This is a genomic window from Serratia liquefaciens ATCC 27592 (assembly GCF_000422085.1).
GTDB classification, from domain to species: Bacteria; Pseudomonadota; Gammaproteobacteria; order Enterobacterales; family Enterobacteriaceae; genus Serratia; species Serratia liquefaciens.
This window is the reverse complement of sequence record NC_021741.1, coordinates 4,309,970-4,325,521: the sequence shown is the minus strand read 5'-3', so window position 1 is coordinate 4,325,521 and position 15,552 is coordinate 4,309,970. Positions and strand designations below refer to the sequence as shown.

Below are 15,552 nucleotides of genomic sequence, written 5' to 3'. Positions count from 1 at the left end.
ATAGAAAACTTGACTGATTTTTTAATCCGACCTGGAGTAAAACATGTCCTCTCGTAAAGAGCTTGCCAACGCCATCCGCGCACTCAGCATGGACGCCGTACAAAAAGCAAATTCCGGCCACCCGGGTGCACCTATGGGCATGGCGGACATCGCCGAAGTCCTGTGGCGTGACTACCTGAACCACAACCCGACCAACCCGCACTGGGCTGACCGTGACCGCTTCGTCCTCTCCAACGGCCATGGCTCCATGCTGATTTACAGCCTGCTGCACCTCACCGGCTACGACCTGCCGATGAGCGAGCTGGAAAACTTCCGCCAGCTGCACTCCAAAACCCCGGGTCACCCGGAATACGGCTACACCCCAGGCGTGGAAACCACCACCGGCCCACTGGGCCAGGGCATCGCCAACGCCGTCGGCTTCGCCATTGCCGAACGCACCCTGGCTGCGCAGTTCAACCGCCCGGGCCATGACGTGGTCGACCACCACACCTACGCCTTTATGGGCGACGGCTGCATGATGGAAGGCATCTCTCACGAAGTCTGTTCCCTGGCCGGTACCCTCAAGCTCGGCAAACTGACCGCGTTCTACGATGACAACGGCATCTCCATCGACGGTCACGTGGAAGGCTGGTTCACCGACAACACCGCCGAGCGCTTTGAAGCCTACGGCTGGCACGTGGTGCGTCACGTGGACGGCCACAACCCGGATGCCATCAAGGCCGCGATTGAAGAAGCCCGCAAGGTCACCGACAAGCCGTCCCTGCTGATGTGCAAAACCGTGATTGGTTTCGGCTCCCCGAACAAGGCCGGTACCCACGACGTGCACGGTGCTGCGCTGGGCGCCGCCGAAGTGGCCGCCACCCGCGAAGCCCTGGGCTGGAAATATGCCGCCTTCGAAATCCCGCAGGACATCTATGCCCAGTGGGACGCCAAAGAAGCCGGCAAGGCGAAAGAAGCGGCCTGGAACGACAAGTTCGCCGCCTACGCCAAGGCCTTCCCGGAACTGGCTGCCGAGTTCAAACGCCGCATGAACGGCGAACTGCCGGCCAACTGGAAAGCCGACGCCAAAGCCTTCGTCGAGCAGCTGCAGGCCAACCCGGCCAACATCGCCAGCCGCAAGGCCTCGCAGAACGCGCTGGAAGCCTTCGGCAAGGTGCTGCCTGAGTTCCTCGGCGGCTCCGCTGACCTGGCGCCTAGCAACCTGACCATGTGGTCCGGCTCGAAAGCGCTGAACGTTGACCCGGCGGGTAACTACATCCACTACGGCGTGCGCGAGTTCGGCATGACCGCCATCACCAACGGCATCGCGCTGCACGGCGGCTTCCTGCCGTACTCCGCGACCTTCCTGATGTTCGTGGAATACGCCCGTAACGCGGTGCGCATGGCGGCGCTGATGAAAATCCGCAACGTGTTCGTTTATACCCACGACTCCATCGGTCTGGGCGAAGACGGCCCGACACACCAGCCGGTTGAGCAGATTGCCAGCCTGCGCGTGACCCCGAACATGAGCACCTGGCGTCCGTGTGACCAGGTGGAATCGGCGATTGCCTGGCAGTACGGCATCGAGCGCAATGACGGCCCGACCACGCTGATTTTCTCGCGTCAGAACCTGACCCAGCAGCCGCGTACCGCGGAGCAGCTGGCCAACGTTTACCGCGGCGGCTACGTGCTGAAGGACTGTGCCGGTACGCCGGACGTCATCCTGATTGCCACCGGTTCGGAAGTGGGCATCACCGTGGAAGCGGCAGACAAGCTGAGCGCGGCGGGCACCAAGGTGCGCGTGGTCTCGATGCCGTCTACCGACGCCTTCGACAAGCAGGACGCGGCTTACCGTGAATCCGTGCTGCCGGCGGCGGTCACTGCCCGCGTGGCGGTGGAAGCGGGTATCGCGGACTACTGGTACAAGTACGTGGGCCTGAACGGCGCTATCGTGGGCATGACCACCTTTGGTGAGTCGGCACCGGCAGAGCAGCTGTTCAAAGAGTTCGGCTTCACCGTGGATAACGTGGTGGCCAAGGCGCAGGCACTGCTGAAATAAGGCATCTCGCGTCGCATTACCCCAGGCCCGGCATCTTGCCGGGCTTAGTCTAATGACAAACAGCCGAAAAACGTGGTTTTCGGCTGTTTGGGGTAAATCTGAAGACATAATCCTTTGTTTTTATTCGTCCCCAGATCGGAATTTTTAACTGCGAAGCACTTTGTCATCAATCTGAGCCCGGCATCTTGCCGGGCTTTTTCTTGCCCAAAAATCGCCCAACCTCACAAAATACGAAGATAAAAAATCAACGGCGTTGCTTAAGAACACTTATTAACTATATGTTAATTTTTAGTTTATTAAATGTAACCAGGAGTTGATTATGTTAACAAGAATCGGCGCGTCGGTGGTGGCGATGGCGGTACTGGGTGCAGTGCCTGCTTACGCTGAGTTCCCTGCAGGCTATCCAGCCGACTATCAGAAAATTGTGGATGGCGCGAAGAAAGAGGGCAAGGTAGTGGTGTATTCCACCACGGATACCAAAGCCGCAGGACCGTTGATTCAGGGGTTCGAAGCGCTGTATCCGGGCGTTAAGGTCGAATACAACGACATGAACAGCACCGAGCTGTATAACCGCTATATCAGCGAACAGGCGGCGGGTGGCACCAGCGGTGACGTGGTGTGGAGTTCGTCGATGGATACCGCGCTGAAGCTGGCAACCGACTATGCGCAAGAATACGCCTCGCCGGAACAGGGCCAACTGCCCAAGTGGGCGGTCTGGAAAGAGAGAGCCTACGGCACCACCTATGAGCCGGTGGTCTTCATTTATAACAAACGGCTGATCCCGCAGGGGGATGTGCCGGACTCGCACGCTGCGCTGGCAAAGCTGATCGCCAGTCAAACCGACAAGTTTAAAAAGAAAGTCACGACCTATGACATTGAAAAATCAGGGTTGGGCTTCATGCTGTCGGTGCAGGACTTCAAGGCCGACCCGAACTATTTTGCTACGCTGGCTGACGTTGCCAAAGGCGGTCTGGCCGTGCAGTCGTCCACCGGTACCATGATGGAAAGGGTATCGTCCGGTGAAAACCTGATTGGTTTCAACATTCTGGGTTCCTACGCCGAAGCCCGCGCCAAAACTGACCCTTCTCTGGGCATCGCTTACCCGAAAGATTACACCCTGGTGCTGTCGCGCGTGTCCTTTATCAGCAAAGAGGCTGCCAACAGCAACGCGGCAAAACTTTGGCTTAACTACGTCTTGTCGGAAAAGGGCCAGAGCATTCTCGCCAACCAGGCGGATATTCCCTCTATCCGTAATGACATTGAAGGCAAAAACGACATCGACGGCATGACCAAAATGCTTGGCAACGCGCTGAAGCCTATTCCGGTGGACGAGAGCCTGTTGGAGTACCTGCAGCCGGCCAAACGGTTGGACTACATCAAGCAATGGCGTACCGCCGCGGCAAAATAAATTAGGACAGGCTCCGGACGCGCGTCTGCCAGGGAGGCGCGCGCCCTTTGGTGGTCGATGTTTACAACCATTGGGATAGATTATGAATACATGGCGCAGAAAGTGGCAGAGCCTGCCGCGTGGCTTGGTGGTGGTGATAACCGCGCTGGTTATCTATGTGCCGCTGTCATTTATCGTGATTCAAAGTTTTCTCTCCGCACCTTTTTTTTCGCCCTCCAAGGTTTTTAGCCTTGAGGCGTTCGAGTTTATTTTCACCGATCCTGACTTTTACAAGGCGCTGAAAAGTGGCTTTATCCTGGCCTTTGGCTTAGTGGTGATCGCCATTCCGCTGGGAGGTATTCTGGCCTTTTTGATGGTCAGAACCGATTTGCCCGGTCGTCGGTTTATTGAACCGCTGATCCTGGTGCCGATCTTTGTCTCACCGATGGTGCTGGGCTTTGGCTACGTGGTGGCCGCCGGGCCGGTCGGCTTCTTCTCGCTATGGGCGGAATCGCTGCTGGGCTTTGTGCCCTGGAATATCTACTCGATGGCCAGCATTGTGGTCATTGCCGGATTAACCCACGTGCCGCACGCTTATCTTTATATTTCCTCGGCCTTGCGCAGCGTCGGCTCCGACGTGGAGGAGGCCGCTCGTACGGCAGGCGCTTCGCCCTTGCAGGTCATGACGGCCGTCAGCTTGCCGATGGTACGCCCTTCGATTCTGTATGCTGGCGTATTGCTGTTCTTTCTCGGGCTGGAGGTGTTCGGCCTGATGCTGGTGCTGGGCGATCCGGAAGGGAACCTGGTGCTGGCGACCTACCTGTATCAACTGACCAACAAGCTGGGCACGCCGTCTTACCACCTGATGGCGGCAGTGGCGGTGGTGCTGATTTGCATCACCATTCCGCTGGTAATGTTGCAGCGCCGTCTGATGCGTACCGCCAACCGTTTCGTCACCGTCAAGGGCAAGGCGTCGCAGGCGCGGGCGCTGCCGCTGGGCAAATGGCGCTGGGTCGCCGGTGCGGTGGTGGTGTTTTGGCTGACGGTGACCATAGGTGTGCCACTGGTGGGCGTGGTGCTGCGTGCCTTTATTTCCAACTGGGGCGTGGGTGTTTCGATCTGGGACGAGCTGTCGCTCAATACCTTCCGCACCATCTGGCAGCAACCCAACCTGTTGCGAGCCATCGTCAACTCGATGGCGATAGGGGTGATCGGCGGTGCTCTGGCGGTAGTCTGTTATCTGTTCATCGGCATTGCCATGCACCGCAAACCCGACGGTGCTACCCGTTTTCTCGATTACAGCGTGCTGGTACCGCGTGCGGTGCCGGGTTTGCTGGCGGGGCTGGCGTTCCTGTGGGTGTTCCTGTTCCTGCCGATGTGGCTGGACAAGTCGTTGAAAGAGGGCTGGTTATCGGCCCTGCCGGTCGCCGAATGGCTGCGGGAAAACCTGATTGTCTGGCTACGTTCTTTGCGCAGCACCATCTTCAGCGTTTGGCTGGCGTATACCGTGGTGTGGATGGCCTACGGCCTGAGGTTGATCTCCTCGACGCTGTTGCAGGTCGGCCCTGAACTGGAAGAGGCTGCGCGCAGTGCCGGTGCCTCCCGTGGGCAGATCACTCGTCACGTGACTATTCCGCTGTCGCGCTACGGCCTGATCGGCTCGTGGTTGCTGATGTTCCTGATTTTCGAACGAGAGTATTCCACCGGGGTTTACCTGTTGTCTCCAGGCACCGAAACCATAGGTTCGATGCTGGTTTCGCTGTGGGCGGCGGGTGCCATTGATATCGTGGCCGCGCTCTCCTTCATTAACATCCTGCTGGTGGTGCTGGGGCTGGGGATCGCCTTGCGCTTTGGAGTGAAATTACATGATTGAACTTTCGGTAGAGAACCTGCATTTGACCTACGGCGACAACCCGGTGCTGAAAGGCGTTTCGATGCAGCTCAAGCGCGGCGAGGTGGTTTCGCTGTTGGGGCCGTCGGGCAGCGGTAAAACGACGCTGTTGCGGGCGGTCGCCGGGCTGGAAAAGCCAACCCAGGGCAGCATTATCATTGGCAGCAATAAGGTGTATGACGGTACTGCGCGCAGCGAGATCCCGGCGGAGGAGCGCAACCTCGGGCTGGTATTCCAGTCCTATGCCCTGTGGCCGCATAAAACCGTGTTTGAGAACGTCGCCTATCCGCTGAAATTACGCAAAGTTTCCACGGCGGAAATTACCCAGCGGGTGCAAGGGGTGCTGGATCAACTGGGACTGGGACATCTGGGCAAACGCCTTCCGCATCAGCTGTCCGGCGGCCAGCAGCAGCGCGTGGCGATTGGTCGGGCGTTGGTGTACAACCCGCCGGTGATCCTGCTGGATGAGCCGCTATCCAACCTGGATGCCAAGCTGCGCGAAGAGGCGCGGGTGTTTCTGCGTGAACTGATTATCAAGCTGGGGTTGTCGGCGCTGATGGTGACCCACGATCAGAACGAGGCGATGGCCATTTCCGATCGCATTTTGTTGCTCAACAACGGCAAGATCGAACAGCAGGGCACGCCGCAGGAAATGTACGGCTCCCCCTCGACCCTGTTTACCGCCGAGTTTATGGGCAGCAATAACCGCCTGTTCGGCAAAATCACCGAGATGAGCGAGGGCAAGGCGCGCATCGAAGGGAAAGATTGGGCGCTGTGGGGCATGGCAGGCGCAGGGGTAAAGGTTAGCGATGAAGCCACGGCGGTGATCCGGGTAGAACGCGTGCGCCTGGGTGAGGATCCCCAGGGCAACCAACTGGAGTTGCCACTGCTGACCAGCATGTACCTGGGCGATCGTTGGGAATACCTGTTCCGCACCGTTGCTGAAGATTTCGTGGTGCGGGCTTATGGCACCGAAGTGCGCGGCCAGACGCCTTGCCGGCTGTCCTTGCCGGCAGAGCACCTGTGGATTTTCCCCAAGGCCTAGCTTCAACAATAACCGCGCCTGTGGCGGGCGCGGTTGGTTGAACTACAAATCCAGTACCAGCCGTTGCCCCTTGGCCCTTGAGCAGCATATCAATAGGCTCTGCTGCGCTTCTCGTTCCTCCTCGCTCAGATACTGATCGCGGTGGTCAGCTTCCCCTTCAATAATTCGCGTTTCACAGGTGCCGCAAATACCTTCCCGGCATAGGCATTCCACTTTCGCTGCCTTGCTGTTTTCCAGCACCTGCAGAATGGTCATCTCTGGTGTCACTTCCAGCTCAATCCCTGAGCGAGCCAACACCAGCGTAAAGGCTTTCCCTTGGCTGTCAGTGACGGCAAAGGCCTCGCGGTGCAGACGTGCCTTCTCAATCCCGTGCGCGGAAGCCGCCTGCAATACCGCATCGTTCAACGCCGGTGGGCCACACACGTAAATATGGGTTGCAGGTTCGATGTCTGCCAGCAGGCGTGCCAAATCTAAACGGCTACCCTGGGTGGAAACATGGCAGTGGACATGTTCAGCAAAGGGGGAAGTCAGCAGCTGTGCCTGAAAAGCATTCTGTTCTTCACTATGGAAACAATAGTGCAGCCGGTAACGTTGACCGCGCTGGTGCAGTTCATGCAGTTGTGCCATAAACGGCGTAATGCCGATGCCGCCGGCAATCAGCAGGTGTTGTTCCGCCGTCGGTGCCAATGCAAACAGATTGTTCGGCGTACTTATGGTCAGCGTATCGCCTACCTGCAGGTTGTTATGCATAAAGTTGGATCCGCCTTTCGAGGGCGACTCGCGTCGTACGGCGATCTGATAGTGCTGCAAGTCGAAAGGAGAGCTTAGCAGGGAGTAGGCATTACTGTAGCGCTGTTCCCCCTGTTGCATTTGCACGATGATATGGCTGCCGCCACTGAAGGCCGGCAACGGCCGCTGCATCGGGTCCGCCAGAGTAAAACGCTTTACCTGCGCGGTAATGGTTTCGATTTCGATCACGCGGACATCAAACATCCGATAACTGGACATGTTATTCACTCCAGAGCACGGGCTGCGCCCGCGCATAACAGGTTATACCGCCTGGCACAGATATTTCAGTTCCAGATAATCGTCGATGCCATAGGTGGAGCCTTCACGCCCCAGACCGGACTGTTTGACGCCACCGAACGGTGCCACCTCGTTGGATATCAGGCCCGTGTTGATGCCTACCATGCCGTATTCCAACTGCTCCGAAACCCGCCAGATGCGCGCAGCATCGCGCGTGTAGAAATAGGCCGCCAGCCCATAGATCGTGTCATTTGCGCGTTGCAGCACTTCGGCTTCATCGTCAAAGACCACCAGCGGTGCGACCGGGCCGAAAATCTCTTCTTCCAGCAAGAGTGAGCCGGCTTGAACGTCCCCCAGTACCGTCGGCGTGAAGAAATTGCCGCCCAGCGGGTGCGGATGACCGCCGGTGAGTAGGATGGCCCCTTTGTTTTGTGCATCGTTCAGCAGTTCCATGACCTTGTCTCGTGCTTTACGGTTGATTAACGGACCTATTTGCACATCGTGATCGAAGCCGTTACCCACTTTCAGCGCCGCTACCCGAGCGACAAATTTTTCTGTGAACTGCGGGTAAACGTCACGGTGGATATAGAAACGGTTAGCGCAAACACAGGTTTGCCCCGCGTTACGGTATTTGGCGACTAATGCACCCTCAACGGCAGCGTCGATATCCGCATCCTTGAACACGATAAAGGGCGCATTGCCACCCAGTTCCAGAGAGACCTTTTTGATGGTGTCGGCGCTTTGGCGCATCAACACGCGACCAACCGGGGTGGAACCGGTAAAGCTCAGCTTACGGACCAGCGGATTGCTGGTCAGCTCGGCACCGATGATCTGTGAATTGCCGGTGATCACGTTGAAAACCCCAGCGGGAATGCCCGCACGGTTAGCCAGCTCCGCCATTGCCAGCGCCGAATAAGGCGTTTCATTGGCGGGCTTAACGATCAGCGTGCAGCCGGCCGCCAGTGCCGGTGCCGCTTTTCGGGTGATCATCGCCGCTGGGAAGTTCCACGGCGTAATGGCGGCACAAACGCCGATGCCTTGTTTGATCACCATCAGGCGCTTGTCAGTACTGGGTGAAGGAATGATATCGCCGTTGGTGCGCTTTGCCTGTTCGGCGAACCACTCGACAAACGAAGCGGCATAGCGGATTTCGCCCAACGATTCTGCCAGCGGTTTACCTTGTTCCTGCGTCATTAGTGACGCCAGATCCTGCTGGTGCTCCAGCATCAATTCGAACCAGCGGCGCAGATGCAGTGCCCGTTGTTGGGCTGGCAGACTACGCCAGCCTGCCAGCGCTTGCTGTGCGCAGGCTATGGCGTGTTGTGCTTCGGGTTGTGCCATGTTCGGCACCTGGCCTATAAGTTGGCCGGTCGCCGGATCGCTGACCGGCAAGGTTTCGTGATTGGATGCATCGCACCATTGGCCGTTAATAAACGCCTGCTGGCGGAACAGTGATTGATCGGAAATATTCACCGGATGACCTCATGGGTTAACGGGGCCGAGGGGCCCCTGTACATTTAAGGTTGGAAGACCTGCGCCAGCAGGTTGTGGAAGTGCGCGATACCATGTTCGCTAACGCCACTGCCCGCACCGTCAACCATGATGCGTCCTTGCCCGCGATAGCCACGTGACTTCAGCCCTTTCTGCACACTTTCCACCAGCCGCAGATCCTCTGGGCGAAACACGTCGCGATACCATTCGATCAACTTCTGTTGTTCGGCGGTCAGCTCCTCGTTGGTGAAATAAATGTCATAGTGTTGCAGGGTGGTTTCCGCATCGACCGGGAACTCATAAATCACCGTCATCATGCCTTCCAGCGGCGGGATGTTGAACATGGTGCATGGCCATAGCCAGATGCCGTGGAAGCTGGCGTCTTTGCCTTCCTCGAATTTGAATGACTGCTCGGAAGGGCGCGCGTAGCCAAACTGCATCGTCCAGTTACCGTGCAGGGTGTGCCAGTAGCGATCGACCTGCACCGAATCGGCGAAACCGGGGTGCGCCGGGGCACAGTGATAGCACTCGAGATAGTTGTCGACGATGTTCTTCCAGTTGGCCGGGGTGAGGGTGGTGAAACGTGCTGCCAGCTTCAGGTCGTCTACCGCCGGGCAGGCCTCGCGCACCTTGGCTGCCAGGCCGGGCAGTTGATCTTCTACGCTGCCGGCCTGCGGGTTCATATTGATAAAAATAAATCCGCCGTATTCCTCTACCCGTACCGGCGTCAGATGGGCGATGTCTTTATTGAAGTTATGCACGTTCTCGCAGTTGCGCGCATGGGCCAGTTCGCCGTCGAGCTTGAACGCCCAGGCGTGGTACGGGCAGGTAATGACGTTTTTGGCCTTGCCGTCGCCGGACAACAATTGATGCCCACGGTGTGGGCAAACGTTGTAAAAGGCGCGCAACACCTTGTCGCGACCGCGTACCACCAGGATATTTTCGCCGATGATCTCGCGGGTGATGTATTCATTCGGCTGCGCCACTTCACTGCCGTGCGCCACGCAGATCCAGCTGTTGGCGAACACCCGTTCTTTTTCATGATCGAATGCGGCCGGGTGAGTATAAAACTGAGCCGGAATGGTATACGCCTCGCGGGCATCGGCGCAGAAGTCTTTGGGTAACGTCAATGCGGGGATTACTGTGCTCATAATAACCTTCCTCTTCTTTATTTTTATTCCACGGGAGTGTTTCAGACGACGGTTGTGTTGTTTAACGGGTTAACGGCCGGAGGTTCTGACGGTGTGCTCAATGTCGGCCGGCTGACGTCGATCAGGTGCGCCGGTATCGCGGCGTAGTCCTGTTTCAGCCAGCGGGCGAACCCGTAAGTTTTGACCAATAGCACCAACAGAAACGGTAAGGCGGTTAGGACAACGGTGGTTTTCATGGTGTCGAGCGAGGCACCGGTAAACAGAATCGACAGCGGGATCAGCGTGATCACCACACACCAGAACAGGCGCAGCATCGGGCTGGGATCCTGCCCCTCTTGCAGATTCCGGGTGCTGGTGGCCGCCATGGTGTAGGCGACGGCATCCATATGCGACGCCAGAAAAATAATCATGATAAACAGGTAGCCCGCCAGGAACAGTTTGCCGAGTGGTAGCGACATCAGCAGCATTTGCACCGCCGTTTCTCCGCCCTGAACGTTGAGGATCTCCGGTACGTTCAACTGCCCGCTGATGAATTGATGCATGGCGAAGCTTTCCAGCGAACCGAAGAAGAACCAGCAACCGAGGGTGCTGCCGAGCAGCAGGGCCCAAATCACCTCTTTGATCTTGCGCCCGCGAGAAACCCGGGTCACAAACATGGCCACGCCAGGCGTATAGGAAATCCACCACAGCCAGTAGAACACTGTCCAACTGCGGCTAAAGCTGCCGTCTCCCATGGGGTCGGTAAACAGACTCATCTGCAGGAAATTCTGCGCCGTCAGACCGATAGCGTTAACGGTGTTATTAATGGTGAATTCGGTCGGTCCGACCAACAGTACCAGTGCGGCGAAGATAAACGCCCCCCAGCCGACCATTTTGCTCAGCCGTTGCATGCCGCCGTCGATACCAATGTACGAACTGAGGCAGAAAATTACTGCGGCCAATAGGATCACTGTGGCCTGTACTGCGAAGGTATCTGGAATACCGGTTAATGCCGTCAGCCCGCGAGTGAAGGTGGAGGCGGTTAACACCAGTGAAATAGTCAATGCACCCACGGTAGCAACCAGGAAAATAAGATCTACCGCTCGCCCTATAGGGCCGTCGGCGCGTGCACCTGTGATGGCCGAGATAATGCCGGACAGGCTCAAGCCTTTATTTTTACGGACATGAAAGTGATAGGCCATGATCAGTGAGGCCAAGGCATAGGTTGCCCAAGCGCTCAGCCCCCAGTGGAAGAACGAGTAGCTGATGCTGTATTCCAATGCTTTTGGCGTGCGTGGTGCGATATTCAGCCCGGGCGTTTGATAGTAATAGGCCCATTCCATTACGCCCCAGTACAGGGTTGAGGAACCCAGCCCAGCGCAGATGAACATAAACACCCAGGCTAGAGTGGAGTACTGCGGCTTGCCTTCACCAAGGCGGATATTGCCATATTTGCTTAAGGCCAGATAAAGCACCACCAGCAGTGCCATCAGTACCAGCACCTGAATGGTCGAACCGAACAGGCGGGTGACCGCGTTAAAAATGGTGGTGGCTACCAGTGCGGATTGTGCTGGAAATAGCATCAGGCAGATAGCGATCAGCGTGATGCTGCACAGACTGATCGCGATGAGCATGACATCCTTTTTAGGCGTGCTCTGCATGGGAGTGAACTCCTGTTATTTGTGGTTGGCCGTTGCGTGCAATCAGCACGCTTATCGGCCTTATTGATTGGCGTTAAGCCGTTTGTTAGACCACGTAGGGCAGGTATCTCGACACGCTAGATGCCATGAGTTTTTACCCTTCATTAACATTTGAGAGTGTGCACAAATTACCCAACTGCCACAATTGAGGTATCTGTGAAGGGATAAAACACGGTATGTAAATAATTTGTTGTGATCTTGACCGGAGAATTAGTGTGGCTTTTCGGGGGCTTTTCAGCGAATTACGATGAGAATTTATGGAGGAATACAAAATTAGCACGTGACTATGCAGAGCGATATATATCGCTCTGCATAGTCATTTATGGTGTGAATGTTTAGGTTAAAGCAGGGCGGCGATCGCCTGACCGACCTGTTGGGTGGTGGCGTCACCGTGCATGTCCGGGGTGCGTGGCCCGCAGGCGATAACCTGTTCGATGGCGGCGAGAATACCGTCGTGCGCCTGGCGATAGCGTGGTTCATCCTTACCGAGGAAGTCCAGCATCATGGCGCCGGCCCAGATCATGGCGACAGGGTTGGCGATGTTTTTGCCGAAAATATCCGGTGCGGAACCGTGCACCGGCTCGAACAGTGAAGGGAAATTGCGCTCGGGGTTAAGGTTGGCCGAAGGCGCGATACCGATAGTGCCGGCGCAGGCCGGGCCAAGATCGGACAGGATGTCACCGAACAGGTTGGAGGCCACCACCACGTCGAAACGTTCGGGTTGCAGCACGAAGCGCGCGCATAGAATATCGATATGCTGTTTGTCCCAGCGAATGCCCGGATACTGCTGCGCCATGGCGGCTACGCGTTCATCCCAATACGGCATGCTGATCGCCATTCCGTTGGATTTTGTGGCGGCGGTGAGCGTTTTGCGCGGGCGTTGTTGCGCCAGTTCAAAGGCGTATTTCAAAATGCGGTCGACGCCGTGGCGGGTGAACACCGACTCCTGGATCACCATTTCGCGTTCTGTGCCTTCAAACATTCGGCCGCCGAGCGACGAGTACTCCCCTTCGGTATTTTCACGCACCACGTAAAAATCGATATCCCCCGGGTTCTTATTTGCCAGCGGGCAGGGCACGCCGGGGAACAAGCGCACCGGACGCAGGTTGACGTACTGATCGAAATCGCGACGGAATTTTAGCAATGAGCCCCACAGCGAGATATGGTCCGGCACCTTGTCCGGCCAGCCGACGGCACCAAAATAGACGGCGTCGAAGCCTTGTAGTTGCTCGAACCAATCGTCCGGCATCATCTGGCCGTGCTGCAGGTAATAATCGCAGCTGGCCCATTCGAAGGTTTCAAACTCCAGGGACAAATCCCAACGCGCGGCAGCAGCTTGCAACACCCGAATGCCTTCCGGCATCACTTCCTGGCCAATACCGTCTCCCGGTATGGCGGCGATTTTATAGCTTTTGCTCATAGGATCTCACTTGTGAAGAGGGGCGATTGACATCCCTTCCATCCTATAATTGACTAACTGTTAATCAATGCTGGAAACGGTGAAACATAAAACACGAATCATGAATAATCTACCTATCCTGAGTGACCTGCGGGTGTTTGTGTTGGTGGCGCGCCGCGCCGGTTTTGCCGCCGCCGCCGACGAGCTGGGCGTTTCACCGGCATTCATCAGCAAACGTATTGCGCTGTTGGAAAAGGCGCTGGACGTGTCGTTGCTGCACCGCACTACGCGCCGGGTGGCGATCACCGAAGATGGCGAGCGCATTTACGAGTGGGCACAACGCATTCTGAACGACGTCGATCAAATGATGGATGAGCTTTCCGACGCCCGTCAGGCACCGCAAGGTACGTTGCGTATTGTCAGCAGTTTCGGCTTCGGTCGGCGTTTTGTCGGCCCGGCACTGTCGGCGCTGGCGCTGGAATACCCGGCGCTTGAACTGCGGCTGGACGTTTCCGATCGGCTGGTGGATTTGGTCAGCGAAGGTTTTGACCTGGATATCCGCATCGGTGATGACATTGCCCCCAATCTGATTGCCCGCAAGCTGGCGCAGAACCAACGCATTTTGTGCGCGTCTCCGGAATACCTGCAGCGTTACGGCACACCGAAAACCTTGAGCGAGCTTTCCGGACGCGCATGTCTGGCGATTAAAGAGCGTGACCATCCTTTTGGCCTGTGGCGACTTCATGGGCCACAAGGGGAGGAGGCGGTAAAGGTGACCGGCGGGCTGTCATCCAACAACGGTGAAATTGTGCATCAATGGTGCCTGGACGGACAGGGTGTGGCGCTGCGTTCTTTCTGGGACGTACGGGAGAGTATTGAAAATGGCTGGTTGGTGCATATCCTGCCGGACTACTACCAGCCGGCAGATATTTGGGCGGTGTACGTTTCACGCCTGGCGACCTCGGCCAAGGTGCGGGTGACGGTTGAATTTTTGCGCGATTATTTCCGCCAACACTATGGCGAAGCCTCGTTGTTGTCGGAATACTTGGCGCGTCGCTAGGGCAAGGAGGAGGAAAAAGTGTGCGCCAGATCATTTTATTCCCGCAAAGTGTCGATCAGTTGTCAGGCGAGCTGTCGCATCTGTTCCTTTTAGCAAAACTTTGGTTTATGCTCAGCTGAAGCGTTTCAGTTGCATCAGGATTCAACTGAAACGCCGGAGTGAAGGTGATGAACACGCGGCTGATGGAAGGAATAATGCGACGTGGCGATTCACAGCAGGCGGTGCGCTAAAGTACTCTATGCGAGTGAGCTTGATAACCTATCAGCGCTATCTCAGATAGGGTGAGCATGCCCGGTGTGAGAAGGCCCTTTTTCAGGAGCAGCATGACAATCCGCATAGCGATAAACGGCTTTGGCCGCATAGGCCGCAGCGTTTTACGCGCACTGTATGAGTCGGGACGAAGAGCGGAAATTTCCGTGGTGGCGATCAACGAATTGGCGAACGCCGAGGGGATGGCCCACCTGCTGAAATACGACTCCAGCCATGGCCGTTTTGCCTGGGATGTTCGCCAGGAATGCGACATGTTGACCGTCGGGGACGATACCATTCGTTTGCTGCACCAGCCGGCGGTGGAACAGCTTCCCTGGGGCGAGCTGGGCGTTGACGTGGTGCTGGACTGCAGCGGCGTGTACGGCAGTCGGGCGGATGGCGAGGCCCATCTGGCGGCGGGGGCGAAAAAAGTGTTGTTCGCTCACCCCGGCGGCAACGATCTGGACGCCACCATCGTGTTTGGCGTCAACCATCAGACGCTGCTGGCTGAACACCGCATCGTGTCCAATGCGTCATGCACCACCAACTGCATTATTCCGGTGATCAAACTGCTGGACGATGCCTACAGCATCGAGTCGGGCACGGTGACCACCATTCACTCCTCAATGAACGATCAGCCAGTGATAGACGCCTATCACCAGGATTTGCGGCGCACCCGCGCGGCGAGCCAGTCGATTATTCCGGTCGACACCAAGCTGGCCGCCGGTATTACCCGCGTTTTTCCGCAGTTTTGCGATCGTTTTGAAGCGATTTCCGTACGTGTGCCAACCATCAACGTGACGGCCATCGATCTCAGCGTCAGCGTCAGTTCGGCGGTGAAAGTGGCAGAGGTCAACCAGCTGTTGCAAATGGCCGCACGGGGATCTTTTCGTGGTATAGTTGACTATACGGAACTACCATTAGTCTCGATCGATTTTAACCATGACCCGCACAGCGCTATCGTCGACGGTACGCAGACTCGGGTCAGCGGACAACACCTGATCAAGACCTTGGTCTGGTGTGATAATGAATGGGGCTTTGCCAACCGGATGTTGGATACAACACGGGCAATGGCCGCAAGCGGTTTCTAGTACGGCGGCATCGGCACTGGCCGGTGCGCCGCTCAGGCAACTTTA

Annotated in this window: 11 protein-coding genes; 6 read left to right on the top strand and 5 right to left on the bottom strand. The window is 57.0% G+C overall.

The window, feature by feature from the left end; all coding sequences use genetic code 11:
• Nucleotides 1-43: 43 nt before the first annotated feature.
• The 4 genes from tkt (at nt 44) to M495_RS20205 (ending at nt 6,361) form a co-directional block, all read left to right on the top strand.
• Nucleotides 44-2,038: a transketolase gene (gene tkt / locus M495_RS20220; RefSeq protein WP_020828025.1), complete on the top strand. Its 1,995-nt coding sequence runs from the start codon at nt 44-46 to the stop codon at nt 2,036-2,038.
• 352 nt (nt 2,039-2,390) lie between these two features.
• Nucleotides 2,391-3,446, top strand: coding sequence for an ABC transporter substrate-binding protein (locus M495_RS20215; RefSeq protein ID WP_369982361.1), 1,056 nt, complete (start codon nt 2,391-2,393; stop codon nt 3,444-3,446).
• An 82-nt stretch (nt 3,447-3,528) separates the two neighbouring features.
• On the top strand, nt 3,529-5,298 hold the full coding sequence (locus M495_RS20210) for an ABC transporter permease (RefSeq protein ID WP_020828532.1): 1,770 nt from the start codon (nt 3,529-3,531) through the stop codon (nt 5,296-5,298).
• Nucleotides 5,291-6,361 (top strand): ABC transporter ATP-binding protein, encoded by a 1,071-nt coding sequence (locus tag M495_RS20205; protein WP_020828531.1) that lies wholly within the window; start codon nt 5,291-5,293, stop codon nt 6,359-6,361. The genes M495_RS20210 and M495_RS20205 overlap by 8 nt, the downstream gene beginning before the upstream one ends.
• A gap of 42 nt (nt 6,362-6,403) precedes the next feature.
• Here the strand turns inward: M495_RS20205 and M495_RS20200 are convergent, their stop codons facing one another.
• From M495_RS20200 to M495_RS20180, 5 genes are all read right to left on the bottom strand, one after another.
• On the bottom strand, nt 6,404-7,369 hold the full coding sequence (locus M495_RS20200; protein WP_020828530.1) for a PDR/VanB family oxidoreductase: 966 nt from the start codon (nt 7,367-7,369) through the stop codon (nt 6,404-6,406).
• A 42-nt stretch (nt 7,370-7,411) separates the two neighbouring features.
• Nucleotides 7,412-8,860 carry an NAD-dependent succinate-semialdehyde dehydrogenase gene (locus tag M495_RS20195; protein ID WP_020828529.1) on the bottom strand — a complete coding sequence of 483 codons (1,449 nt, stop codon included), beginning with the start codon at nt 8,858-8,860 and terminating at the stop codon, nt 7,412-7,414.
• A 44-nt stretch (nt 8,861-8,904) separates the two neighbouring features.
• Nucleotides 8,905-10,029: an aromatic ring-hydroxylating oxygenase subunit alpha gene (locus M495_RS20190; RefSeq protein ID WP_020828528.1), complete on the bottom strand. Its 1,125-nt coding sequence runs from the start codon at nt 10,027-10,029 to the stop codon at nt 8,905-8,907.
• Between the two features lie 41 nt (nt 10,030-10,070).
• On the bottom strand, nt 10,071-11,669 hold the full coding sequence (locus tag M495_RS20185) for a BCCT family transporter (RefSeq protein WP_020828527.1): 1,599 nt from the start codon (nt 11,667-11,669) through the stop codon (nt 10,071-10,073).
• 379 nt (nt 11,670-12,048) lie between these two features.
• A complete protein-coding gene (locus M495_RS20180) occupies nt 12,049-13,128 on the bottom strand; it encodes a tartrate dehydrogenase (protein ID WP_020828526.1) in 1,080 nt (359 codons plus the stop codon).
• Between the two features lie 79 nt (nt 13,129-13,207).
• Here M495_RS20180 and M495_RS20175 point away from each other — a divergent pair, with 79 nt between their 5' ends.
• Nucleotides 13,208-14,167, top strand: coding sequence for a LysR substrate-binding domain-containing protein (locus tag M495_RS20175; RefSeq protein WP_164171149.1), 960 nt, complete (start codon nt 13,208-13,210; stop codon nt 14,165-14,167).
• A 323-nt stretch (nt 14,168-14,490) separates the two neighbouring features.
• On the top strand, nt 14,491-15,507 hold the full coding sequence (gene epd, locus M495_RS20170) for an erythrose-4-phosphate dehydrogenase (RefSeq protein ID WP_020828524.1): 1,017 nt from the start codon (nt 14,491-14,493) through the stop codon (nt 15,505-15,507).
• The last annotated feature ends 45 nt before the right edge of the window (nt 15,508-15,552 follow it).